Genomic DNA, 26,042 nt, shown 5'->3' with positions numbered 1-26,042 from the left:
TGCTGCTTTTTTCAAATTATCTAGGGTGTGTTCTCATTTGGCTTTACACCAAATAAATATACAGGCGAGTCTAAGCATGGCTTTATAATTTCTCGCTAATTTATCAAATCTTGTTGCTATGCTACGAAAATGCTTTAAGCGTGCGAAGGCATTTTCTACTAAATGGCGTAGCTTATATAAGTAAGCATCAAATTCAGGATTGCTTTTGGCGCTATTGGATTTTCTAGGAATAACTGCAATCATGGCGTGATTTCTAGCATATTCTCTAATTTTTTCAGAGTCATAACCCTTATCTGCCACCAAATATTCAGCACTCCCAATCAAGTCAATTAACCGCGGTGCAACTTGACTGTCGTGGACTTCACCTCCAGTGATTTCAAAATCAAGCGGATATCCATTGGCATCGGTGGCCAAGTGTATTTTTGTAGTTGCTCCGCCTCTTGAGCTTCCAATTGCTCTATTTTCACCGTACCTAGCTCCACTTGCATGCTGATGAGCGCGGATGTAGCTTCCATCAATGAATACCCATTCTGTATCCAATGTTCCTCGTAAGCTAAAAAAAACTTATCCCACAAGCCCTTAATAGCCCAACGATTAAATCGATTATAAGCCGTTTGCCAAGGACATAAGTCTTCAGGGATATCGCGCCAAGTTGCTCCAGTGCGCAGCTTCCAAAATATGGCTTCCATGATATTTCTACTGTTTTTAGAGCGGTAACATCCATAAAGCTGCATTGTTTCTTGTAATTGCAACCATATATCATCTGTTATAACTCGGCGTGTCATGTTCAAAATATCAATAAAATGAATAAGAAGTAGATTTTACACTGATCGAATTATGCTTACACCATCATTCTTTGAAATGAGAACACGCCCTAATTTTAGATTGAGCTTTTGCAGGTCTTTTTCTTGAGTCTGTAAGATTTTCCCGATTTGTGTATTGATAATTTTCATCGATTCTTGAGCGACAAGTGGTGATTTTCGAAGAATGGATTGACCGATCTCACTTGAATAGAAATCAATTTGAGCCTGAACTTCTTCACCACTATAGACCTCACGATAGACTTTTTCATAAATCGGTTTCATTTGTTCCCAAGCCAGTATTTTGACACTTTGCTGATACATCTGATCTGCAAGCTCATTGGCAACAATCTGCTCTTGTGGACTAAGCTGATCATGTTTAATAATACTTTTAACCGTGACATACGCATTTTGATCCATTTGAGGACGTATTTGCTTGAGTGTTTCTTGCAGAACTGAATTGATATTCATGACTTGAATCAGCTGATTGACGCTTTGCTCAGTGGCTTGTTTGGCAAAGCTTTTCTGATTGATCAGTATGAGTAGGGTAATGGATAAAATCGTTGTTATTTTCATGCTTGGCTGATTATGTTTTTAGGATTGTTTTAAAATTTTATTCAATCAATTTAAATGAAAAAAGCATCCGATTGGATGCTTTTTTAAGATCTGTGAAGATCAGGACACTTTAAAAATCAGTAAAATTATTTTGCAGCGTCAACGACTGGAATTTTACCAATTTTTGCTTGCCAGATTTTTGGTGCAGTTGCGTGTACAGATGTACCATTTACATCAACTGCCACAGATACAGGCATGTCTTTTACGACAAATTTGTAGATTGCTTCCATACCTAGGTCAGCAAACGCCACCACTTCTGCTTCACGAATAGCTTTCGATACGAGATACGCAGCACCACCCACAGCCATAAGGTAAGTCGCTTTATTGTCTTTGATGGCTTCAACGGCAGCAGGACCACGATCCGCTTTACCGATCATGCCATAAAGACCCGTTGCTTCAAGCACTTGACGTGTGAATTTATCCATACGTGTTGCTGTTGTTGGACCAGCAGGACCTACGACTTCATCACCTACTGGATCAACAGGGCCTACGTAGTAGATGAACTTACCTTTAAGATCTACAGGAAGTTCTTCACCATTATTGAGCATGTCGACCATACGCTTATGCGCAGCGTCACGACCCGTATAAATCGTACCGTTGAGTAGTAATGTATCGCCTGGTTGCCAAGCATTCATTTCTTCTTGGGTGATATTGTCTAGATCAACACGTTTAGAGCTTGAAGAGTCCCAAGTCACAGCAGGGTAGTCTTCTAAGCTTGGTGCTTGAATATGAGCAACACCTGAACCATCCAATTGGAAGTGAGCATGACGCGTTGCCGCACAGTTTGGAATCATACCGACGGGTTTACCCGCAGCGTGGCAAGGGTAGTCTTTGATTTTAATATCAAGAACAGTGGTTAAACCGCCAAGACCTTGCGCACCAATACCTAAAGCGTTTACTTTCTCAAAGATTTCAATACGTAGTTCTTCAAGTTTGCTTTGTGGGCCACGACGAAGCAGTTCGTCCATGTTGATTTCTTCCATTAATGCTTCTTTTGCAAGCATCATGGCTTTCTCAGCAGTACCACCGATACCAATACCGAGCATACCTGGAGGACACCAGCCTGCACCCATGGTTGGCACAGTTTTCAGTACCCAATCCACAATTGAATCTGAAGGGTTCAACATTGCAAGTTTAGATTTATTTTCTGAACCGCCACCCTTAGCAGCAACCGTAATATCGACTTTGTTACCCGGTACGAGTTTGTAATGAATCACAGCAGGGGTATTGTCTTTGGTATTTTTACGACCAAAAGCAGGATCAGCAAGTACAGATGCACGAAGAATGTTAGAGTTCTCTAGGTAACCTTGGCGAACACCTTCATTGATTGCATCATCTAGGCTCATGGTTAAATCAAATTTAACGTCTAAGCCCACTTCAAGAAATACGTTCACAATACCCGTATCTTGACAGATTGGACGATGTCCTTCCGCGCACATACGAGAGTTAATTAAAATTTGTGCAATCGCGTCTTTCGCAGCTTTGTTTTCTTCACGATCATAAGCACGGCTCATCGCTTGGATAAAGTCTTGCGGATGATAATAAGAAATAAATTGAAGCGCATCTTTGACCGATGTGATCAAGTCATCTTGCTTGATAATAGTTGTCATATCAAATATCTCTTGAGCGGGCTGATAGCTAGCGGGCTAAATTATAAGGGATAAGTTGAGTTTTGTGCGAGATTTACCATTTTATTAAGCGAAAGTCTAATGCGAGCTTGAAGGCGACTACTTGAAAATCTGCTTAGAAATATGCTTATAGCTATGCTATACATTGCTCAATTCAAAAAGACTCAATCCGTCAATATTGAGCTTATTTTTTAGTTTCGATGCTCAAAAAAAGTGCCATAGGACTTAGGCCGGATGACACTTTAATCTGAATTTATGCAAACGGCTTATTGATCAGATTAAGCAGTTTGCTGATCCGCTTGGATCGCCGTTAAAGCAATGGTAAATACAATGTCATCCACCAACGCACCACGTGATAAATCATTCACGGGTTTATTTAAGCCTTGCAGCATTGGACCTACGCTAACTACATTGGCAGCACGTTGCACGGCTTTGTAGGTGGTGTTACCTGTATTTAAATCAGGGAAAATAAATACATTGGCACGACCTGCGACTTTTGAATCAGGGGCTTTAGAACGTCCCACGCTTTCAACTGATGCTGCGTCATATTGCAAAGGTCCATCAATCAGTAAATCAGGACGGCGTTGTTTTGCGATTTCAGTCGCTTTCGCCACTTTTTCAACATCTGCACCTGCACCTGAAGTGCCTGTGGAATACGAAATCATGGCAATACGAGGGTCGATACCAAAGGCTTTCGCAGAGTCGGCCGATTGAATGGCGATTTCTGCCAGTTGTTCAGCATCAGGATCCGGATTAATTGCACAGTCACCATAGACATAGACTTCATCTGGCAACAGCATAAAGAACACAGATGACACCAATGAATAATCAGGTGCGGTCTTAATCAATTGAAATGCAGGGCGTACCGTATTGGCGGTGGTGTGTACCGCGCCTGAGACTAAACCATCCACTTGATCGAGTGCCAACATCATGGTGCCGAGGACAACCGTGTCTTGTAGTTGTTCTGTGGCTTGAAGCGCGTTGAGTTTACCTTTACGTAGCTCTACCATTTTTTCAACGTATTGATCTCGGATTAAATCAGGATCAATAATTTCTAAATCATGTGGTAATTCGATGCCACGTGCTTTAGCCACTTCAACCACCGCTTCGGGTTTAGCCAGTAATATACACTGTGCAATCCCACGAGATTGACAAATTGCAGCTGCTTCAATGGTACGAGGTTCATCACCTTCAGGAAGAACCACCCGTTTTTTCGCAGCAACGGATTTTTGGATCAGTTCATGACGGAATGCAGACGGCGACAGGCGAGGCTGATAGGAACCATTGAGTAGGGCAGTCATCCATTCAGGATCGACATGACTCGATACAAATCGGGTCACTTGCTCAGCACGTTCGGTGTCATCGACCGGAATCTCATTGCTTAAGTTAGAGAGTTGTTGCGCTGTTTCAAAAGTACTTAAACCGGTATGTAAAATCGGTAACCCTTGCTTGATCGCCACTTGGCAGAAGTCCAGTACCAATGGATTTGGCGCATAGTGTTCAGTGAGCACTAAACCTGCCAGTGGAATGCCATTGCTACTCGCCAAGCTACTTGCAAGCAAGACATCAATACGGTCAGAAGCACTGATGATCAGCTCACCTGCGACAAATTTATGCATTTCATGTTCAATGTTTGAAGCAATTAAACTACTGTGTAAAACACGGCGCAATTGCGCATCGCCTAAATTCACCCACTCAGCTTGAATTTGCTGCGCAATATCCGACATGCGCGGCACACTCAAGATGTTACTGAACGGCACTAAACCAATCACAGGCAGTTGTGTCGTACCAAAATGAGCATGGGTCTTTTGCAAGGCTTGAATAAATTGTGTCGTTTCATCAACTAGACGCAGATTGGAATCGAGGGTAACCGGAATCTGTGCGGATTCTTCAGGCAAGCCCAAAGTACGCATAAACAACACACCTGCCAAGCGGTTGCTACTCAAGCCCCCTAAACTACGCAGTTGATTGTCAATTTTATCGGCGGATTTAACAGGGTTGTTGACGTCCGCAGTCCCGACAATAATCACTTTGGCATCGAGCGCTTTGGCTAAATCAGCATTGAGCTCAGTGGCAAAGGCATCACGACTGCTCGGCACTAAACCTTCAACAATGATGATGTCATGCTTTTTGGCAATTTCACGCTGCAAACGAACCGCTTCTTCGAGCACTTCATCGGTTTGATCTTGATTGAGTTGATCGGTAAGAGACGCGAAAGAAAGGGGTTCTACTGTATCATTTTTAAATAAATGACGATACAACGCTGTCGTGCGGTCTTCCGCTGAGGCTTTTTCATCTTGTGAAAAGGGTTTTAAAAACCCCGCTTTAACGCCTTGGCATTCCAAAGCATAAATTAAACCTAAGCATGCTGATGTTAAACCAACACCTTCGCCCGTCGGAACCAATAAGATTGTTTTCATAAAAGCTTCAAAATCTAAAAAATAAATATCAGAATAAATGACCTAGAGCGTTCTCAATCATCTATAAACAGGGCAGTAGCCAATCGCACAAAACCCTGCATCACCAAATGACTCAAAGCACTAGACGATTATGCCAATGCGATGCCGTGTTCAGACTTTTTTAGGCATTCAGGCTCAGCATCAAATTCATGAAAGGCCACTTGTTTGGTTTCTTGCGCAATACGACCTTCTTCATCGGTCGGTACCACCCAAATTTGTGGACCCTTGCCTGAATCAATCCGACCTTCTGTTCCACGCTTTAAGCCATCATTGCGTTCTTTGCTTAAATTAAAACCAAAGTGCGGTAAGTACGACATGGTTTTTTCACGGATGTACGCCGAGTTTTCACCAATACCACCAGTAAAGAACAAACCATCAAGGCGAGGTAAGCCACAGCTTAATGCTGCTAATGATTTAGCTAGACGGTAGCAGAATACCTCAATCGCAAGGCTTGCATCTTCATTGCCTTGTTCAGAGGCTTCAATCAAGGTACGCATGTCATTCGATAGGTCGGATAAGCCCAATAAGCCACTTTGGCTATTCAGCATTTTGTCAATTTTATAAATATCCCAACCTAAGTTTTGTGCAAGGAAAGAGTGAATACTTGGGTCAACATCACCACTACGTGTACCCATCACTACCCCTTCAAGTGGGGTTAAGCCCATAGAAGTATCCACACTTTCACCATTCCAAATGGCACAGGTCGAGCTTCCATTGCCTAAATGCGCCGTTAACCAACCGCCTTCTTTATAGCTGCCGGCAAGTTCCGAACCACGTTCAGAGACATAAGCATGACTGGTGCCGTGGAAGCCATAACGGCGTACATTGTGTTCGGTATAAAGAAATTTTGGCAATGCATAACGGTATGCATGTGCGGGCATGGTTTGATGGAATGCAGTATCAAATACGGCCACTTGAGGTAAATCTGGAAATAAACGTTGAGTCGCTTCAATCCCCACCAAATGTGCAGGGTTGTGCAGTGGAGCAAGCGGCGTTGCTTCACGAATACGATCAATAATCTCAGGGGTGATCAATTCAGCTTTGGTTAAGGTTCCACCATGCACAATACGATGACCGATTGCATCTGGTTTATAGTTGGCTAAACGCGACAAACCGACTTCTAAGGCTTCTTTGTGGTCTGCATTGGGAATACGAATATCAACAGGTTCATTGCCCACCGTAACACCTTTGATACGTGCTTCAGGTGTGCCCAAGTTTTCAGCTAAACCATGGATGCGGAATTCTTGGTCTTCAAGCAATAATGCAAATTTAATTGATGAAGAACCGCAATTGATGACCAGTACTGACTTAGACATGTTGTATTTCCCTTACTGTAAACTCTCGTACTTAATTTTTATGTCCTCAGATTGATGCTTTTCAAAGCAAGCGATCTGTGTGTTCTTTGTATCATGCGTTTATTTAGTGTCCTAGATAGACTTTAGCAGATTAGACTTAAGCACTATCGACCTAATCTTGAATAATAATTAAAATTTATCATTCGATAGGTTAAACTTATTAAAAAGTTGGCTTTTAAAACGTTTAGAATGGCTAAAAATAGCACGATATTGAATTTTTGATGATTATTTATGCAAAATTTAATCAAAATCATGAGAAAAACAAAACAGTTTGTATCACCAAGATGAAAAACAACAATCTAGACCCTAGCGTTCAAAGTTTTTAAAAGCCCCTCAAATCTGACCATAAATGAAATGATCAAGTTGATCCGATAGGGTATCGGGTATTTTTAGTAAACTCCCCCAAAAAAAATCAGCCCCAAATATGGAGCTGATTTTTAATATATTAACAAGATTGCATTAAAGTATTCAGGTAAATTGAATCAGATCAATTTATTGGCGGATTTGACCATCACCCAACACAATCCATTTTTGTGAGGTCAAACCTTCAAGACCCACTGGTCCACGGGCATGGATTTTATCGGTGGAAATACCAATTTCAGCACCAAGACCATATTCAAAACCATCGGCAAAACGGGTCGATGCATTCACCATCACTGAACTTGAGTCCACGCGAGTTAAGAATTTACGTGCGAGGGTAAAGTTTTCAGTAATGATCGAGTCAGTGTGGTGTGAGCCATATTTGTTGATATGTAGAATCGCTTCGTCAATACCACTCACCACTTTCACAGCCAAAATTGGACCAAGGTATTCTTCATACCAATCTTCTTCTGATGCTGGTTTTACGGCACTGCCCAAGATGCGTTGTACTTCTAAACAGCCACGTAATTCGACTTGCTTTTCGGCATACAGTTCAGCAATACGCGGTAAAAATTCTTCCGCCACTTTTGCATCGACCAACAAAGTTTCCATGGCATTACATACGCCATAACGATGGGTTTTTGCATTCAATGCAATTGGCAGGGCTTTATGTAAATCGGCTTGTGCTTCCACAAACACATGGCAGTTACCATCTAAGTGTTTGATCACGGGAATGGTGGCTTCATGGGTAATCCGCTCAATCAGCCCTTTACCGCCACGAGGCACAATCACATCGACATATTCAGACATGGTGATCAACTGACCGACCGCAGCACGATCCGCAGTATTCACCACTTGCACCGCATTTTCAGGTACACCGGCGGTTTTTAAACCGTGTTGAATCGCTGCGGCAATGGCTTTATTCGACTGTAGAGCTTCAGAACCACCACGTAAAATAATCGCATTACCGGATTTGATGGCCAATGAAGCCGCTTCTAAGGTCACGTTTGGACGAGACTCATAGATCATGCCGACTACACCCAAAGGCACCCGCATTTTGCCAATTTGAATCCCAGAAGGACGGTATGCTAAATCAGTAATTTCACCAATCGGATCAATCAGTGCAATCACATCTTTTAGGCCTTGTAGCATGCCCTTAAAGCGTGTGGGGGTCAGTTCCAAACGATCCAGTAAAGCGCTGTCCAAATTCTTTTCACGACCTTGGGTCATGTCGATTTGGTTGGCTGCTAAAATTTGCGATTCGTTATTTACCAATGCAGTGTAAATAGCCGATAACGCATTATTTTTTTCAAATGTAGAGGCACCTGCCAAGAAGCGTGACGCTTCACGGGCATTTTGACCTACCATTTGCATATACTGTTCGATTGAAACTTGCATAGCCGTTAAATTGATCACTTAAAAATCTCACTCAAATAGTAGCAGTGCGAGATTGAACAATCTATGATTATTCAACAAAAAAACCCAAACGCAGATAAAACTTGTAACCATTTTTCTTTCAATTTTCTCTCAATTGGGCTGAGAAACACGATAAATGGTCAATACAATGATTGCGTAGAAAACATTCACTTGTATAGAATGAAAGCAAATGCTGATTGCGTTGCTAAAATGATAATATTTGAGAACGTGGTCAAAAGATTCATCAAAGCCATGTTTACAGTCAAGATTAAGCACTGAAGATACAGCCTAAGATAAAAGCAGTATGGTGAGATGGAAGACCATACGATGTATTAGCGACAGGACAAGTGGCGAGCTAAATAAAACAATAAAGCCAGAATGGAGATAAGGATATGAATTCCATGATACGAATGGATGATGAAATCTACCCCAATGATGCTGGGTTTAGTTTTTTCGATATGTATAACAAGAATAGCTTCAAACAACCGCCACGTGTAACGTGGATTGAGGGTTGGAAAATTGAATATATGGCGATTGCTGACCCTGCAACCATGCATAACACCCCAATTGTGATTGTCGGTGGGGCATTTCAAAACTTTAATTCTTATAAATATTGTGTCGAGCAGTTGTTTGAAAAAGGTCCGGTGATCCTGATCGATTTACCATCTTTAGGTTCTAACCAACAAATTCGTAATCGTGATACAGGCGAGTCGGCAGGGATTTTAGAGTTACCTGAACTGTCTAGAATGTTAGGACAATGGCTCGATATTGTGGGGATATCCAAAGTTTCAGTCATGGGCATGTCTTTGGGTTCAGTGGTGGCTTCTTGTTTTGCAGCACAACGACCTGAACTGATGGATCGCATGATTCTGATGGGAGTGATGCAAAAGACCCGCAAAAGTTGGCGCATGCTGCTTGAAGAATCACTAATGTTGATGAAAGAACAGCGCATGGATGAATTTGGTCAAGCGGTGATTCTATATTTGGTTAATCATGCCAAGCTTGACAAAACCCGCATGTCACCCACCGCGAAGCGTTTATTCTTTAAACAGATGGCACAATTTACCGAAACAGAGCAAGAGCGTTACGAAATCAACTGTAATCGGTTGCTTCGCCTTGAAAATGTGCCGATTCCACAATGCAAAACTTTAGTGGCCTGTGGTCAGTTTGATAGCTTCACCTTACCGCATGAAAATGCCAATTTTGCATTGCAATGTCCTGACATGCAATTTGCCATGATTGCCAATGCCGACCACGTCCCGCAGTTGCAGCGCCGTAAAGAAACCATGAACCTATTTACCACTTTCTTGAAAGAGCAGGATATTTCCAAAGTCGAAGGTATTATCACTTTAACTCGTGAAGAAATGCTCCACATGGAACGTCGTGGTGAGGAACGTATTCAGTTAGTCGATTCACATACTCAGCTCAGTTTGTGTGGTCGTCATGAAACAGTCGCTGTTGAGGTGGTGGATATTAACTATTTTGGTGTCCATATCCAGTTGATTGATGCTCAGGATTTAAATTTTGTCCAGCAACATCCACGTGATTTGGCATTGCATTTGTCTGATGAAGAGGGTGAGTTTCAAGTGGAATGTTTGATTTTTGAAGCGGACCAAAACGGCATTCGAGCGCTATTTAAACACGGTTCATTTGATGTGGCAGATCGTTTACTTAAATTTATCTGCGCGCAAACTCAAACTGTTGAAATGCTTGAAGGGGTTTAAGCCCACTTCAAGCCCAAGCTTTATATATTCGAGCCTTGTTGTACGTTTCAATGTGATATGTTGCAAAGTCTGAGCTCAATTTGCAGGTCAGTACTTAAGCCTGATGGCTTGCATAGATCATCCAAACCAAATCACCTTGATGTTCTTGCACTTCATTGTGCTGTCGTTCAGGTTCAGCACTTGGCTGATCTCCTATTTCTTGCTGATTAAAATAAAGCTGCGGTTGAACCACATTGACCTGTTGAAAACCTGCGTTTTTAAAAAAAGTTTCAACTTCAGTTGGGTCCACAAAGTGAAAACTAAACGCACTTCGTGACATGAGTTTAAGTAATTTACTGCTCGACCAAATCACTTTTGCCAACTTATTTTTTACAGGTTCAGGATATACATCCGTTAAATAATGCAAGGCTTTAAAGCCTTTGCCATAGTTCACAATCGATTTGAGTAACTGTTGTAATAGATTTTTATCAAAGTAATTAATTAAACCCTCACTGATCACCAGCAATGGTCGGTTCGGATCGAATACTCCAAATGCAGACTTGAAATCGTCTGTAAATAAATCGGCTGACAACATGGCAGGGCTATTGGAATCGATCGATTGTAAAGCTGTGTTTTTGATTTCTGCCATTGCAGGTAAATCGAGCTCCCGATAATCAATATGCGGGTAATGCGTTCTAAACCACCAACCTCGAGGGGAGAGTCCTGCCGCAATTTCAAGCACTTGTAAGTCAGGATATTGCTCAATCAGCCCCGTTAAATGCGCATCCAAAAGGGTATGACGGGCTTTTAGCGTGGTGCGCATACTGCCGCCAATATAGCGCTCCGCTACACGTTCAATGGGGCTGACCATTTTTGCCAAAAAATGCCCTTTTTGTGTGGCAAAAGCAGGGTGCGAAATCCCCATTTGATACCAAATATAACCGGTATAATGCGCCGTAAATGAGATATGACGATGCTTAGAGGTTTTTACATCGGGTGTAGAGTTGCTTTTTAAATCGTGTGAAGACATAAGCGTCCTTATATTATTCTTACATTTTATTCTTGATCTATCTGCTGTTGAAGCAATCGCCATGCAAGGGCATGAAAACTTCACGCAGCCAGTAACATGTTTTTAGCATAACAAGCTTGCCATAAAAAAAGGAACATTTTCATGTTCCTTTTGGTTTAAAACCGAATGAACCAGTGAGTTAAGCAGACTGTTTAAACTGTTCTATCGCCTGTTTAATCTCAGCCCATTCGGCACCTAGGTCTAGTTGTTCACCAATCTGAATCTGAGGGATTTTACCGCGCATGCGTTCTAGGCGCTGTTGATTTGGTAGCGGTAAATCGGTAATCGCTTCAAGGGCCAAACATGCAGCTTCACGTTGGTTACACACCAAGCCCATGTCACAGCCGGCAGCCAATGCGGCTTTAATCCGAGCATCTGCGCCACCGGCAACACAGGCCGCTTGCATGGTCAGATCATCAGAAAACAGCACGCCATCAAATTGCATTTCCTGACGCAACACTTTTTGAATCCAATACGGTGAAAAGCCAGCAGGATTCGGATCGACGTTTTCATAAATCACGTGTGCAGGCATTAAAGCATCGAGTTGTGGTTGCAACTGAATAAAGCTTTGCATGTCGTTTTTATAAATTTCATCAAAGCTACGTGGATCAACCGCTGCTGCCACGTGTGAATCCGCTTTGACTGAGCCATGACCGGGAAAATGTTTGCCGGTATTGGCCATGCCTGCACGTTTCATCCCACGCATAAAGGCACTGGCAAGCGAGATAATGTCCTGCACATTTGTGGCAAAAGCACGATCTCCAATTACATCGCTAATAGCATTGATATCTAAAACAGGGGCAAAACTAAAATCAATGCCCACCGCCAACACTTCGGTTGCCATGAGCCAACCGCATTGTTCCGCCAATTTCAACGCGCGTTCGGGTTCTGTTAAATAAAGTTGACCAAATTTGCCCATAGCCGGTAGCAGGGTAAACCCATTTTTTAAACGTTGCACACGTCCACCTTCTTGATCGACCGCAATGAGAAGATCAGGACGAACTTGACGCATATGATCAGTCAAGGCACGAACTTGTTGAGGCGATTCAATATTTCTTGAAAATAAAATCACGCCGCCGACTTGCGGAGCTTGCAATAGTTGAATATCTTCTTGAGTAAGGTGTGTGCCCGCAATATCAAGCATCAAAGCGCCAATCATAGTGGAGTCCGTGGTTGTATTTTTAAAAAGAGAAAACAATACCCGAATTCTGCAATGATTTGCTACATTTTCTCAGTACAGATTATGATAAAACTACACGGCATAAACATATAAAGTTGTTTAAGATTTTGAATCTGAAGCATTCTCATCGAAAAACAGCATAGCATTTGGTTAATCCAAGGAACGTCAAAGTATTTATGAAACTTCAAACATTAGCTTGCGCAGTTGCAGTTGCAACGGGTGGTTTATTCTTTACTCATGCGATGAATGAAGCCATTGCGGCGAGTGAGCCTATGACTTCGGTGGCTCAAAGTATTCAACCAACACAAGAGCAAGCCTTGGTTTCTCGACAGCTTGCAACCTTGGTCGATCGACAGCATTACTTAAATATGCGTTTAGATGCCAATACATCGAATCGTATTTTAGACATGTATTTGGACAGCTTAGATCCCGATCACAGTTTGTTTTTAAGCGATGAAGTGGCCAATTATAAAAAGAAATTCGGTCCAACTTTTGGGGCAGCTTTAAAAGCCGGTAACCTCACAGGTCCATACAGTATTCATGAGCAATATCGTGCCCGTTTAAAGCAGTTCTATACTTTCATGTTGGCCGAGCTGAAAAAACCGCAAAATTTAAATCAGCCGGATAGCTATATTGAAACTGATCGTGAAAAAGCGCCGTATTTCAATACCCGTGCTGAGCAAGAGACCCAATGGCGTAAAATGTTGGTGTCACAGCTGATCAATCTCACGATTTCAAAAGAAGAAGATCAAGCCAAGCAAAAAGCATTGAAAGATGATCCAACTTTAGCCGATGGTCAGGATTTGACAGCGGCAGAGGATTTAACCCCAGTTCAAACTTTGACCAAGCGTTATACCCGTCAACTTGAGCGCATGTCACGGATTAAAAGTGATGATGTGTTAGAAAAAACACTCAACGCAATGTTGGCCACCTATGATCCACACAGTAATTATTTCCCACCTGTCGATGCGATGGAACTCAATCGTCAAACCACTTTGCAGTTGGAGGGGATTGGGGTATCCATTCGTCCGGAACGTGGCAATGAAGACTACACCAAAATTGAAACCATCGTGGATGGTGGGCCAGCAAGTAAAACGGGTCAAGTGAAGTCAGGCGACCGCATTATTGGTGTGGCGCAAGACGGCGAAAAGATGGTAGATGTCATTGGTTGGCCGAGCTCAGAAATTGTCGGTTTAATTCGTGGTAAACGTGGCACCAAAGTCACGGTCAAACTGCTCGGTACAGGAGCGTCGATGAGTCAAGCGCGTACCGTGACCATTGTGCGTGATGTGATTCAAGAAGAAGATGCCGGTGTACGTAGCCGTACCATCGATCTGACCCGTGACGGTAAAAAACATACCTTTGGCGTGGTTGAAATCCCATCCTTCTATTTGAACTATCGTGCCCGCCGTGCAGGGGCTGAATATCGTTCTGTCTCTGAAGACACCAATAAAGCGTTGAAAACTTTAGCGGATCAAAAAGTCGAAGGGATTATTATTGACCTACGTAATAATCCGGGCGGTTCACTAGAAGAAGTGTCGAAAATGATTGGACAGGTGGTCAAATCTGGCCCTGTGGTGCAGATCCGTGATGGCAATGGCAATGTCAGTGTGTTTGAAGACACTGATGGCGGTAAACAGACTTATGCCGGCCCTCTAGCCGTGATGATCAACTTGGCCTCTGCTTCAGCGAGTGAGATTTACTCGGCTGCGATTCAAGACTATGGTCGTGGTGTGATTATTGGCAGTACCACCACCGGTAAAGGGACTGCGCAGGTTCAATTAGACAGCTTGGCTTATGGTCAAGCAACTTTAACGCAACGTAAGTTCTACCGAATTACTGGCGGCAGTACCCAGAATAAAGGCGTGGTGCCAGACATTAAATTGGTCGACATTTATGACGAAGAATTTGGTGAACGTAAGGCGAAGAATGCTTTGGAGTGGGATACGATTCCAACTGCACCGTTTAAGCGTGAGGGTGAAATTCAGGCCTATGTTGAACAGCTCAGTGCAAAATCGAAACAGCGTGTTGAGGCAGACTCGCAGTTTAAATATCTAGAAGCGCGTAAAGCGGTGGCACAAACCGCCAAAGAGCAAAAGAAAATTGTGCTCGATATCAACAAACGCAAGGCTGAACTGATTGCGCTTGAGCAGAAAACTTTGGCGGCTGAAAACAAACGTCGTACTGAAACCGGCAAAAAACCGTATTCAAATTGGGAAAGCTACCAAGCATCACTTGATGCATTGGCTGAGTCTCGGGCAAAAATGAAAGCAAATCAAAGACCTGCATTACCTGAGGAGGAAACCTTTGTGATGGAAGCCGCTCATGTGCTATTGGATTTGGCTGATTTAAGAAAATAGCTACAGGCGTTATTAAGATTGAGTTAAAAATGGCATATTTTTATATGCCATTTTTTAATGTGCAAATCTAAAAAGAACTTGACCTTCAAGGAGATGGTGATATTGTTGTAAGCGACAAATGCTCATTAAAAAGTTGAACCTTCTTACATTTATATTGCGGTACTTTTGGGGTTTGAATACAAAAATAATTAGGTTCGGGAATGGAATAGTTTTTATATGATTCATATGAGTTATGATTATGCATTAGTAGCGGGCTCTGCCATTGTCGCAGTGATTACCTGCTATATTGCTATTTCATTAGAACAACTCATTTTTAGCAATTCTAATCCGACCCGCCAAAAAGTATTGGTTGCAGTCAGTGGGATGGTGTTTGGTCTTGCCGTCTGGATCATGCATTTTGTTGGCATGCTGGCCTGCCATTTGCCCAGAGGCTTTAGTTTCGAACCGAGTTTAACGTTCTTTTCCTATGTGATCGCCGCTTTAACCTCCATATTCGCAGTATGGCTCACCACCCGTGATACTTTGCCTCTCGGTCGCCTCATTTTAGGGGCGTTCTTAATGGGGGCTGGAATTTCGGGTATGCACTATACCGGTATGATGGGCTTGATCGTTCCAAATTATGTATTGGGCTATAACGCCATTCTTGTGGTGTTCTCGGTACTGATTGGAATCTTTGGCTCAGGGGTGGCATTTTGGTTGATGTTTAAACTCAAGCAAGATGAAACCCAATCGAAGTTATTAAAATTCGTGGCCGCGAGTGTATTGGCGCTGAGTATTGTGGGAATGCACTATACTGGTATGGCCGCCACGTCCTTCCATTCATCGCATACCACAGTTAGTCAACTTGAACAATTTCAAAAAGGGCAAGGTTTACTGCTATTTATTGCGGTATTCGTGACCAGTTTGATTCTGATTTCGACCTTTATTGTTGCGGTTTTAGAGTTACGTCTAGAAGAGCGTAATCAACAACTGTTAAGAATGAATAAAGAGTTGGAAAACTTGGCACTGCAAGACAATCTGACCAAATTACCAAATCGTTTATTTTTGATTGATTACACCAGTTCACTGTTTTCTCTATACAAATTTTCAGACCATAAAATTGCATTGATCTATATCGATCTAGATCGTTTTAAAGCGGTGAATGATGCTTTCGGTCATCACATTGGCGATGAGTTGTTGGTGAAGCTCGCACAGCGCTTACATGCCTTACTTGAGCCTGATCAGAAGCTGATTCGCATTGGTGGTGATGAATTTTTATTGGTACTCGAAAACTTTTCTCCAGATCGGATTGAACGGGTCGCAGATTCAGTGCTGCAAAAGATTCAAGAAAGTTTTAATGTGGCAGGCAAAGAGATCAATGTGTCAGCCAGTTTAGGTGTGGTGTATTACCCTGACCATGGCACCAATTTACATGACTTACTGATCAATGCCGATGCAGCCATGCTGATGTCGAAAGATCAGGGGCGTAATACCTATAGCATTTTTAATTACTCGCTCGATCAGCAAGAAGTCGCACGTAGCCAATCGAAACTGATTAATGATTTATATAAAGCCGTTGAAGAGCAACAGTTCGTATTGTTCTATCAACCGAAATTTACGGTAAATCGCGAGATCTGTGGGGTCGAAGCGCTGATCCGTTGGAAGCACCCTAGCTTGGGTTTGCTGGCACCCAATATGTTTATCGAAGGTGCGGAGCAAACCGGTCTGATCATTAAAATGGGCTATTGGGCGCTTGAGCAAGCGTGTATGCAAATTAAAGAATGGACGGCACAAAATCGTCCTTTTTGCCCGATTGCAGTGAACTTGTCTGCGGTACAGTTTGAACATAAGCCCTTGATTGAAACCTTGCGTAAGTTGATTGAGAAATATCAAATTGATGCCGGAAATTTGATTATTGAAATCACGGAATCAACCGCGATGCACCATATTGATGTCAGCATCCGTACCTTCGAAAATTTACGTAATTTGGGTATTTCTCTCGCGATTGATGACTTTGGGACAGGACACTCAAGTTTCTTATACTTGAAAGATTTACCAGTCGATGAATTAAAAATTGACCGTGAATTTATTAAAAATCTTGCGCCGAATACCAAAGAAGAAATTATTTTAGAAAGTATTATTCAACTGGCAAATCGTTTGGGTTTAATTGTGACTGCTGAAGGGGTTGAGACGGAACAGCAAGCAGATATTTTAAAACGCTTGGGATGTCAGCAACTCCAAGGCTATTTGCTTGGTATGCCATTGCCGGTAGATCGTTTAGAGTCGACTTTTAAGGTTTAAGACTTAACCCAGTTTTGTTGGGCTTTACTGTTCACTGCATTCAAAATCTTGATTGATCTGCTACAATACCGCCAATTTTTAAATTTGATCAGCACTTGATCTTTGCACTGCATCTCTGCAGTAGGTATTTTCCATGAGTTTTAAAGATGAGTTAGCGGCCCAGGTCGCTCAAAGACGTACGTTCGCCATCATTTCCCACCCCGATGCCGGTAAAACCACCATGACAGAAAAACTGCTGTTATGGGGTCAAGCAATTCAGGTGGCAGGAATGGTAAAGAGTCGTAAATCTGACCGTGCTGCGACTTCGGACTGGATGGAAATGGAGAAAGAGCGTGGGATTTCGATCACCACCTCAGTGATGCAGTTTCCATTTAAAGACAAGATGGTTAACTTGCTCGATACCCCAGGGCATGAGGACTTCTCGGAAGATACTTATCGTACCCTGACTGCTGTAGACTCGGCGTTGATGGTGATTGATGGTGCAAAAGGGGTCGAGGAACGGACCATTAAATTGATGGACGTGTGTCGTATGCGTGATACACCGATCATCTCATTTGTGAACAAAATGGACCGTGAAATCCGTGAGCCTTTAGAGCTGTTGGATGAAATTGAAAACGTTCTTAAAATTAAATGTGTTCCGATTACGTGGCCTTTAGGTACAGGGCGTGACTTCGCAGGGGTATTTAACCTGATCGAAGAAAAGTTCTATGTCTATAAAGCCGGTTTTGGTTCAACGATTACCGATATTGAAGTGCGTGATGGTTATGATCATGCTGACCTTCGTGAAAAAGTCGGTGATTTGGCTTGGGCTGCTTTTGAAGAGTCGTTGGAATTGGTTCAAATGGCCAATGAACCATTGGATCGTGACTTATTCTTAGCAGGCAAACAAACCCCAGTATTGTTCGGTACAGCGTTAGGTAACTTTGGTGTTGATCACGTTCTGGATGCATTCAGCCAATATGCCCCCGAGCCTAAAGCACATCCAACCGCAGACCGTAAAGTGGATGCAACGGAAGAAGGCTTCACCGGTTTTGTCTTTAAAATCCAAGCCAATATGGACCCAAAACATCGTGACCGTATTGCCTTTATGCGTATCTGTTCAGGTAAATATGAACGTGGTTTGAAAATGAAACATGTGCGCCTTGATAAAGATGTCCGTATTAGTGACGCTTTGACCTTCTTGGCGGGTGACCGTCAACATTTAGAAGAAGCATGGCCGGGCGATATTATTGGTTTACATAACCACGGGACCATTCAAATTGGCGATACTTTTACGTCAGGTGAAAAACTTCAATTTACCGGTATTCCACACTTTGCCCCTGAAATGTTCCGCCGTGTACGCTTAAAAGATCCTTTGAAGTCGAAACAGCTTCAAAAAGGTCTAAAAGAGCTTTCAGAAGAAGGCGCAACACAGGTGTTCATGCCACAAAACAGCAATGATTTGATCGTGGGTGCTGTGGGGGTGCTCCAGTTTGAAGTGGTGGCATACCGTTTAAAAGAAGAGTACAAAGTCGACTGCGTTTACGAGCCTGTCAGTATTAATACAGTGCGTTGGGTCTCATGTGATGATGAAAAGAAATTCAATGAATTTAAGAAAAAAGCACATGATCAATTGTCGGTCGATGGCGGTGGTCATCTAACCTATCTTGCACCGAGTCGTGTAAATTTACAGTTAATGCAAGAGCGTTATCCTGACATCGTATTCCGTGCGACGCGTGAACATTAATTTATCATTATTCTCTGTGTACTGAATAAAAGCAGCTTCCTAGAGAAGCTGTTTTTATTTCGGAAACACGTAAAATAAAGTCATAGATATGCCCATGTGTGTATGACAGAATGCATGTAAAAAAAGGAAATAGAGCTGTGCAAAAGAATAAAACTCGACATCATTTGACCGCTGTGTTTATTGGTCTGAGTTTGACTGGGTTGGTGGCATGTGACCCAAAGAACAAAGATAAAGTGAATGATCAAAAACAGCCAAAGACACTCCAGCCTACTGAAAAAGCCGAAGTATTACCATTTTTAAATATTCAAGAGCAACCGGCCAAATATGCCTTACCTTTCTGTGAGAAGAAAGACTGTATCGATGTTAAAATTCAGACCATTCATACTCAAGATGCATTCATCAATCAATGGATTGCGGACAGTCAGGCCAAAGTCATTCAAGATCAATTGGGTTTAAAACAGGCGATGAGCTTGCAGCAAGCGATTAATGCTTATGTCAAAGCTTCCGATGCATGGCAGCAAGATTTTAAAGCCAATCAAGCCTATGCTTTGGATATGCAAACTCGGATTGCGGCGCAGCGCAATCAGTATGTCTTATTACAAGTGATTGTGAACACCAAGCAAGAAGACGTCAGTGTTAAAGATCGTGGCTATTTCTTTGTGGTTGACCGTAAATTACATAAAAAATTGTCCTTGCTTGATGTGATTGAAAGCAAGCAGCAAAACGTCATGAATGAGATTATTCAAGCCAAGTATCAAGAATGGTTGACAGAACAAAAAACGGAAGTGAGAAAGTCAGCGCCGAAAAAATTATATTGGGGTCAAAATGATTGGTTCTTTGATGATGAGGGCTTAGGTGTGCATTATCGTGCCAATGAAATTGTCAAAGACGGAACACAACTCGATATTTATCTGAGCAAAGCGCAGACGCAACAGATTGTGCAACCGAATATTTTCCAAAAAATGTTTTAAATACGCAAAGTGTAAGTTTAGACAGCGTTATGTGAATAAAGCTTAAGTTTGCATCTAAACACATACAATACTGACTTGAGCCATACCTCAGACCGAGCTAGGCTAATGTTATAAATGAATGAAATATCTAGCTAAAGGTTAGAATGATGTTAAAAAATAAAAGTCTAGATGTGCTGCGTTTAACTCGTTTAAGTATGGTGGTGGCTACGGTCGCTTTAACTGCGTGTCAGCCCAAATCGGATCAAAAAACTGAAACAAAGGCTGATGAAAACCCGGTATCTGAAGCTGTGGTTGAACAATTGACATTGAAAGGCAGCACCCAACAAGTGCCTGTGCATGTGACTGAATGTGATGGCAACACTTGCCCTGAAATTTCGATTGACCGACTCAGCACCAATCAGTTTGTCCTCGACAGTTTGATTGATGATGCGATTTTAAAACAGCTTCACCAGATACTCGACACCACCCACCCGACGGATCAGGCAAAACAAGATCAACCGTTGACCGTAGACGAACAACGTGCAGCCAGTGAATTGGCTGCACCAAAGACACCCGTTCAATTAATGTCGGATCGCGTGCAACCCTATGTGAACAGTTTCCTTGCACTTGATAAAGAATTGAAAACCTTAGGCGTCAGTCATCAAATCAGTTTGAGTGTCAGTCCTAAAATTTTAAATTCAGATGGACCTTTGGCAACGGTGGTGTTGAATACCAGTAGTTATTTGGGTGGGGCACACGGTTCGTCAGCACAACATTATTTTAATTTTGATTTAAAACAGCAGAAGCAAGTTGAGTTGGCGCAATTGCTACAGCCCAAGCAACAGGCCAAGCTCGAAGCTTTAGCCCATGAAGCCTTTAAAAAATGGGTCATGGATGCCAAGCTTGCCGACAATGTCGATGAATATGAGCAGGCATGGAAATTTAAGCTCAGTGATAATTTTTACTTGGCTAAACAAGGGCTGATTTTGCAGTATCAAGAATATGAAATTGGCCCTTATGTCGTGGGATTACCGCGCTTGATTTTGCCTTATGATCAGCTACAGGGGATTTTAAAAGCTGAGTATTTACCTGAGTCTGTTAAAAACCAGCTTGCTGCTTCTGAAGCTGTAGTATCAACGACCTCTACACCGAAAACCCAAGCTGAATAATGGATTCCAAGTCCATGCCAGTGCTTCCATTGTTCGATACGCATACTCATTTTGACGTATCTGATTTTGATGCTGACCGTGAAGCTTTGGCTGTTCAAGCCAAGCAGGTTGGGGTAGAGGCATTGGTCTTGATTGGCTTTGTGCAAGAAAGATTCCAAACTTTGCTTTCAACCCATCAGCAGTTGAATCAACTGACAAATGCACCAAACAGCTTTTTAGCACCGGGTCTACATCCGTTTTATATCGAGCAACATCAGCCACAACATTTGCTTGATCTTGAACAGATGCTAAGAACGCAATACTGTGTTGCGATTGGTGAGATTGGTTTAGACACCTTTTTAAAGCAACACAAACAGTCTGATATATTTGCCAAGCAAAAAATCTTTTTTGATGCACAAATTGAACTAGCACAGCAGTTTGATAAGCCGATCTTACTGCATATCCGAAAATCCCATGCCGATGTACTGGCAATGCTGAAAAAGCATCAATTTAAACACGGCGGGATTGCACATGCTTTTGGCGGTGGCGTGGAAGAAGCCAAAGCATTTGTGAAAATGGGTTTTAAAATTGGCGTCACGGGTCAAATTACCAACCCACAGGCCAAAAAACTGCATCATGTGGTGCAAGCCGTTGGTGTTGAGCATTTGGTTTTAGAAACCGATTGCCCCGATATGACACCGCTGTGCTGTCAAAGTTCGACTGAACATCGGACTCGCAATACCCCAGTAAATTTACCGTATGTGTTGGAGGGTTTGGCACATAGCCTGAACCTACCACACACACATGTTGCACAACAGGTGTGGAAAAATACCTTAGCGGTTTTAGCATTAGAAGATCATTTTCATTCCGATTGAAGGCCAATGAATCGCTACAAGCCTAATGCAAAGATCAGATCGACGTATTCAATAAAAAGGCATGAAAGCTGCCGACAGATGCTTTGATCTGAATGTGATGTCACTTACGATGAAAGCCACGAAGATTAATCCTCAAAAAGCTGGACGAATTTGATAAAATGTAACTCTGTTTTTTATTAGATTTGATGTAAGCAATGACCGAACTTCTCCAAGATGATGAATATGACCGCCGTTTTGCAGGTGTTGCCAAAATTTATGGGGAAGAGGCGTTTAATCATTATGAAAAAAGTCATGTGATGGTGATCGGTATTGGCGGTGTCGGGTCTTGGGCAGTTGAAGCCTTAGCACGTACCGGTATTGGTGAATTAACCCTTGTCGATATGGATGTGGTTGCGGCCTCGAACATCAACCGTCAGTTACCGGCGATGACCTCAACCTTAGGTCATGAAAAAATTGAAGTGATGGCAGAGCGTTGTCGCTCGATCAACCCACGTATCAAAATTAATTTGATCGATGATTATTTGACGCCTGACAACGTGGCTGAAATTTTAGAAGGCAAGCCTGATCTGATTTTAGATTGCATCGATGATGTTAAGGCGAAGCTCGCTTTGATGTTACATTGTCGCTTTAACAAGATCCCTTTGATTGTTTCAGGTGGGGCAGGTGGTAAATTGGATCCTTTAAAAATTCGAGTTGCTGATTTGTCTAAAACTGAACAAGACCCGATGTTGGCAAAGTTACGCACACAATTACGTAGTAAAGGCATCTGTAAAAAGCCTAAAGAGAAGTTTGGGATTACCTGTGTTTATTCAATCGATAATCCATTCTCAAGTGCAGAGGTTTGCCCAAGTGCAGGCTTACGCTGTGGTGGTTATGGTTCTGCAGTGGTAGTAACATCTAGTTTTGCGATGGTGGCGGTGTCAGAAGTGTTAAAAAAGTTAGATCAAAAAAAGCCAAAGGTTTAATGTTGAAAACTTAAAAAGAAGCGCATCAAAAAGCCCCAAAATTGGGGCTTTTAAAATTCTTAACTTTTTAAATTAAGCCTCAGTCTGATTGGCTTTCAACTCATTTTCTTTTAAATACTCTTCTGTACGCTGCATTGCATCTTTAATATTCACAATCGCATTTTCAACATCAGCAAACGTTTTGGCATTGCCACCGCTCAAAGCCTGACGCCATTTACGTGCACCCGGCAAGTTTTGGAATAAGCCTAAAATATGACGGGTGATGATTGATAAAGGCGCACCTTCTTGCATCCGTTTTGCGATATACGGCATCATCTGATCCATAATCTCAAAACGATTCGGCATCTCTAAATTCCACAACTGACCCAATTCAGCCAACAGGTAAGGGTTGTGGTAAGCCTCACGACCAATCATCACACCATCCACATATTTCAGATGCTCTTGGGTTTCCGCAAAAGTTTTGACACCACCATTAATCTCAATTAAAAGATTTGGACGCTCTTGTTTTAAACGATAGACATCTTCATAACGCAGGGGTGGAACATCACGATTTTCTTTCGGTGATAAACCTTGCAGTAAAGCAATACGCGCATGCACGATAAAATTATTGCAGCCTGTTTTTGCCACAGTATCGACAAAATGTAACATCTCTTCATAAGACTGCATGTCGTCAATCCCGATACGATGCTTTACCGTTACAGGAATATCAACCGCATTGCGCATTTCGCCAATACATTCAGCCACCAAATCAGGTTCAGCCATCAGGCATGCGCCGATTTTGTTGTTCTGCACACGGTCGCTTGGACAGCCGACATTGAGATTGACTTCGTCATAACCCCAGTCTTGTGCCATTTTGCTACAGGTCGCTAAATCTTTAGGGTTTGAACCGCCAAGTTGTAACACAATCGGATGTTCTTCATTGTTATAGTCTAAGTGACGGTTTGCACCACCAAATAGAATCGCACCGGTGGTCACCATTTCGGTATATAGAATCACGTTTGGATTAAACAAACGCGCAAAAAAACGATAGTCACGGGTGGTCCAATCCATCATCGGAGCGACCGAAATGCGAGGGCTTAAAGATTGGATGGCAGACATAGACAATAATCCGTGACAGAGAAAATGGTGAGCGCCGAATTATACGAGCTTTCGCACAAAATCGACAGCCTTGTCTGCTTGTAGACGCAGTGAAGCCATTTTAGAGTTTCAAAATGAAACCGAGAAAAATTGTGAATACGCTATAAATTGCGTATGTTAGAGACAATATAAAAATAAAAGCAGAGGTCGATATGGTCTATGTCCTAGAAGAGATCTTTAAAAGTAAAAAAAATGAAAACTCAGAGCAGTTTAACTTACGTATTCAACGTGCTTTAAGTTGGCTGAGAAAGGCGGCGTATATTCAAGATGATTTAGATCTCCAATTTTTAAGCCTATGGATTAGTTTTAATGCCATGCATGCACAAGACCTCGATGCAGCAGAGCAATGTCATCAAACATCAAGTAGCCAATTTCATGTTTTTTTAGAACGTCTTTACCCACAAGATCATAGTCAAAAAATCAGTCATCTGGTGTGGAATAAAATGCCTCAGCAAATTCAGTGGTTGCTGGATCATCCATACGCCTTTCAAGACTATTGGAATTATAAAAATCAGAAAATTTCTCAGCTGACGTGGAAATCCAATTTTGCCGTTGAACAACAACGTGTCCTTGAAGCCTTTCAAGCCAAAGATACGCAACGGATTATTGTCACTATATTTGAGCGCTTACTCACACTGAAAAATCAAATCTTATTGGGAGGCACCAGTTATAACAGCGCAATGAATCGGCAACAATTAAAAGATAGTTGCTATATTCTTTTGATGCTGTTGCCTGTGTTTTTGGAAGTGCTGATTGAAAATGCGCAGCATCTCGATTTTACCAAGCCGTTTTATCCCATCATGCATATGTCCTAAAAGCATTCTATTAAACAACGTGTTTTTTCACAAAGTTCAGATCGAGCAGGGCAAACACAGCGCAAGCCATAATCAGCCCAATGCCCACCAAACATGCGCTAAGCCAACCGCCATGATGCCAGGCAAAAATCCCCAAAGCAGAGCCACATGCACCGCCAATAAAATAACTGGTCATATAAATCGAGTTAATGCGTGATTTGGCATCCGGTCTTAAGCGGAAAATAATATTTTGATTGCTGGTATGTACGGTGGCCAAGCCTAAATTCATTAAGCCAAAGCCTGCGATATAACTGAGTAAATAATATTGCCCAAAATACAGAAAAATCCATGCGCTGGCTAAAATGCCGATGCCAATCCAAGTGATGCTTTTACTAAATCCTCGATCGGCAATTTTTCCGATTTTCTTGGTCGACAATGCCCCGAACACCCCAACCAAAGTCACGCATCCCACCATGACATCCGACAATTGAAAGGATTGGGTCATCAAAATTGCGATCGTGGAGAACAAAATACTCATGGTGGCAAAGGCAAAAGCGCCTACACATGAACGGTAAACCAAACGCCGTTCCTGTTTGATCAATTGTCCCATCGATTTGAAAATGCCGAAATAGCTCATTTTCTGAGAGGCTAAATGTGGTAGACGTGCGTTTAAAACCACAGCAACCATCAGCATTAAAATGCCACTGACAATATAAATAATTTTCCAATTGAATAAGTTGGACAGCAAACCTGCAAGGCTGGTCGAAAGTAAAATCCCCACCAAAAGCCCACTCATTAGCAACCCCACCACTTCACCCGTTTTTTCAGGTTTCACCGCCATGGTGGCAAAAGGAATCAGAATCTGTGCAGCCACAGAAAATAAACCCGCAATAATAGTGCCGAGCCATAGCATCGGCAGATTAATTGAGAATGCACAGATGAATAAACCCATTGCGGCGCAAAACATCAGTAGGGGAATAAATTTGGTTTTATTTAAGATATCGCCCATCGGCACAATAAACAGTAAGCCCAAGGCATAAGACACTTGCGCAAAAGTGACGGTTAAAGCGACATCAGATTGCGATGCTTGAAAGTACAATTGAATCGAATGAATTAAGGGTTGTGCATAGTAGTTTGCACCGGCACAAATCCCACATGCGATCGCCATCAGCCAAAGGAGTGCTTTATCTTCACTGATATCGAGGGGATTTGTCATTTCATG

General features: G+C 42.3%; 19 protein-coding genes. 9 read left to right on the top strand and 10 right to left on the bottom strand.

Features of this window, described 5'->3' with window-relative positions; genetic code table 11:
- Positions 1–33: 33 nt before the first annotated feature.
- From G8D99_RS12925 to G8D99_RS12900, 6 genes are all read right to left on the bottom strand, one after another.
- Positions 34–785, bottom strand: a protein-coding gene (locus G8D99_RS12925; RefSeq protein WP_166324527.1) for an IS5 family transposase whose coding sequence is annotated in 2 segments (ribosomal slippage) — positions 34–563 and positions 563–785 — 753 coding nt in all. Because the reading frame shifts where the segments join, the coding sequence is not laid out codon by codon here.
- Positions 786–821: 36 nt separating this feature from the next.
- Entirely contained in the window at positions 822–1,376 is a 555-nt protein-coding gene (locus G8D99_RS12920; RefSeq protein ID WP_166326572.1) for a DUF2059 domain-containing protein, read from the bottom strand.
- Positions 1,377–1,501: 125 nt separating this feature from the next.
- On the bottom strand, positions 1,502–3,025 hold the full coding sequence (locus tag G8D99_RS12915; RefSeq protein WP_166326570.1) for a fumarate hydratase: 1,524 nt from the start codon (positions 3,023–3,025) through the stop codon (positions 1,502–1,504).
- A 296-nt stretch (positions 3,026–3,321) separates the two neighbouring features.
- The gene (gene pta, locus G8D99_RS12910; protein WP_166326568.1) at positions 3,322–5,463 is read right to left on the bottom strand and encodes a phosphate acetyltransferase; all 2,142 of its coding nucleotides are present in this window, start codon (positions 5,461–5,463) and stop codon (positions 3,322–3,324) included.
- 128 nt (positions 5,464–5,591) lie between these two features.
- Complete coding sequence (locus tag G8D99_RS12905; RefSeq protein WP_166326566.1) at positions 5,592–6,818, bottom strand: acetate/propionate family kinase; 1,227 nt, start codon at positions 6,816–6,818, stop codon at positions 5,592–5,594.
- A 531-nt stretch (positions 6,819–7,349) separates the two neighbouring features.
- Complete coding sequence (locus G8D99_RS12900) at positions 7,350–8,615, bottom strand: glutamate-5-semialdehyde dehydrogenase (protein ID WP_166327773.1); 1,266 nt, start codon at positions 8,613–8,615, stop codon at positions 7,350–7,352.
- A 410-nt stretch (positions 8,616–9,025) separates the two neighbouring features.
- Between G8D99_RS12900 and G8D99_RS12895 the strand changes: the two genes are divergently transcribed.
- Entirely contained in the window at positions 9,026–10,357 is a 1,332-nt protein-coding gene (locus tag G8D99_RS12895; RefSeq protein ID WP_166326564.1) for an alpha/beta fold hydrolase, read from the top strand.
- A gap of 94 nt (positions 10,358–10,451) precedes the next feature.
- Here G8D99_RS12895 and G8D99_RS12890 read toward each other — a convergent pair whose 3' ends face one another.
- Both G8D99_RS12890 and nagZ read right to left on the bottom strand, forming a co-directional pair.
- Complete coding sequence (locus tag G8D99_RS12890) at positions 10,452–11,366, bottom strand: class I SAM-dependent methyltransferase (RefSeq protein ID WP_166326562.1); 915 nt, start codon at positions 11,364–11,366, stop codon at positions 10,452–10,454.
- A 178-nt stretch (positions 11,367–11,544) separates the two neighbouring features.
- Complete coding sequence (nagZ, locus tag G8D99_RS12885) at positions 11,545–12,564, bottom strand: beta-N-acetylhexosaminidase (RefSeq protein ID WP_166326560.1); 1,020 nt, start codon at positions 12,562–12,564, stop codon at positions 11,545–11,547.
- A gap of 197 nt (positions 12,565–12,761) precedes the next feature.
- Here nagZ and G8D99_RS12880 point away from each other — a divergent pair, with 197 nt between their 5' ends.
- The 7 genes from G8D99_RS12880 to G8D99_RS12850 all read left to right on the top strand — a co-directional run bounded on the left by G8D99_RS12880 (position 12,762) and on the right by G8D99_RS12850 (position 22,889).
- Entirely contained in the window at positions 12,762–14,945 is a 2,184-nt protein-coding gene (locus G8D99_RS12880) for a carboxy terminal-processing peptidase (RefSeq protein WP_166326558.1), read from the top strand.
- 216 nt (positions 14,946–15,161) lie between these two features.
- Positions 15,162–17,225, top strand: a complete 2,064-nt coding sequence (locus G8D99_RS12875; RefSeq protein WP_166326556.1) for a bifunctional diguanylate cyclase/phosphodiesterase — start codon at positions 15,162–15,164, stop codon at positions 17,223–17,225.
- Between the two features lie 133 nt (positions 17,226–17,358).
- Positions 17,359–18,951 (top strand): peptide chain release factor 3, encoded by a 1,593-nt coding sequence (locus tag G8D99_RS12870; protein ID WP_166326554.1) that lies wholly within the window; start codon positions 17,359–17,361, stop codon positions 18,949–18,951.
- Between the two features lie 137 nt (positions 18,952–19,088).
- Positions 19,089–19,922 carry a hypothetical protein gene (locus G8D99_RS12865; protein ID WP_406741493.1) on the top strand — a complete coding sequence of 278 codons (834 nt, stop codon included), beginning with the start codon at positions 19,089–19,091 and terminating at the stop codon, positions 19,920–19,922.
- A gap of 146 nt (positions 19,923–20,068) precedes the next feature.
- Positions 20,069–21,070, top strand: coding sequence for an RsiV family protein (locus tag G8D99_RS12860; RefSeq protein ID WP_166327771.1), 1,002 nt, complete (start codon positions 20,069–20,071; stop codon positions 21,068–21,070).
- A 14-nt stretch (positions 21,071–21,084) separates the two neighbouring features.
- On the top strand, positions 21,085–21,924 hold the full coding sequence (locus tag G8D99_RS12855) for a TatD family hydrolase (RefSeq protein WP_166326551.1): 840 nt from the start codon (positions 21,085–21,087) through the stop codon (positions 21,922–21,924).
- 194 nt (positions 21,925–22,118) lie between these two features.
- Positions 22,119–22,889, top strand: a complete 771-nt coding sequence (locus G8D99_RS12850; RefSeq protein ID WP_166326549.1) for a tRNA threonylcarbamoyladenosine dehydratase — start codon at positions 22,119–22,121, stop codon at positions 22,887–22,889.
- 72 nt (positions 22,890–22,961) lie between these two features.
- Here the strand turns inward: G8D99_RS12850 and dusA are convergent, their stop codons facing one another.
- Positions 22,962–23,987, bottom strand: a complete 1,026-nt coding sequence (dusA, locus tag G8D99_RS12845) for a tRNA dihydrouridine(20/20a) synthase DusA (protein ID WP_166326547.1) — start codon at positions 23,985–23,987, stop codon at positions 22,962–22,964.
- A gap of 191 nt (positions 23,988–24,178) precedes the next feature.
- Here dusA and G8D99_RS12840 point away from each other — a divergent pair, with 191 nt between their 5' ends.
- A complete protein-coding gene (locus tag G8D99_RS12840; RefSeq protein WP_166326545.1) occupies positions 24,179–24,841 on the top strand; it encodes a HEPN domain-containing protein in 663 nt (220 codons plus the stop codon).
- Positions 24,842–24,851: 10 nt separating this feature from the next.
- Here the strand turns inward: G8D99_RS12840 and G8D99_RS12835 are convergent, their stop codons facing one another.
- Positions 24,852–26,036 carry an MFS transporter gene (locus G8D99_RS12835; protein WP_166326543.1) on the bottom strand — a complete coding sequence of 395 codons (1,185 nt, stop codon included), beginning with the start codon at positions 26,034–26,036 and terminating at the stop codon, positions 24,852–24,854.
- Positions 26,037–26,042: the final 6 nt, after the last annotated feature.

This window comes from Acinetobacter lanii, assembly GCF_011578285.1.
In the GTDB taxonomy this organism is placed as follows: Bacteria; Pseudomonadota; Gammaproteobacteria; order Pseudomonadales; family Moraxellaceae; genus Acinetobacter; species Acinetobacter lanii.
This window is presented reverse-complemented; position numbering and strand designations above follow the sequence as displayed.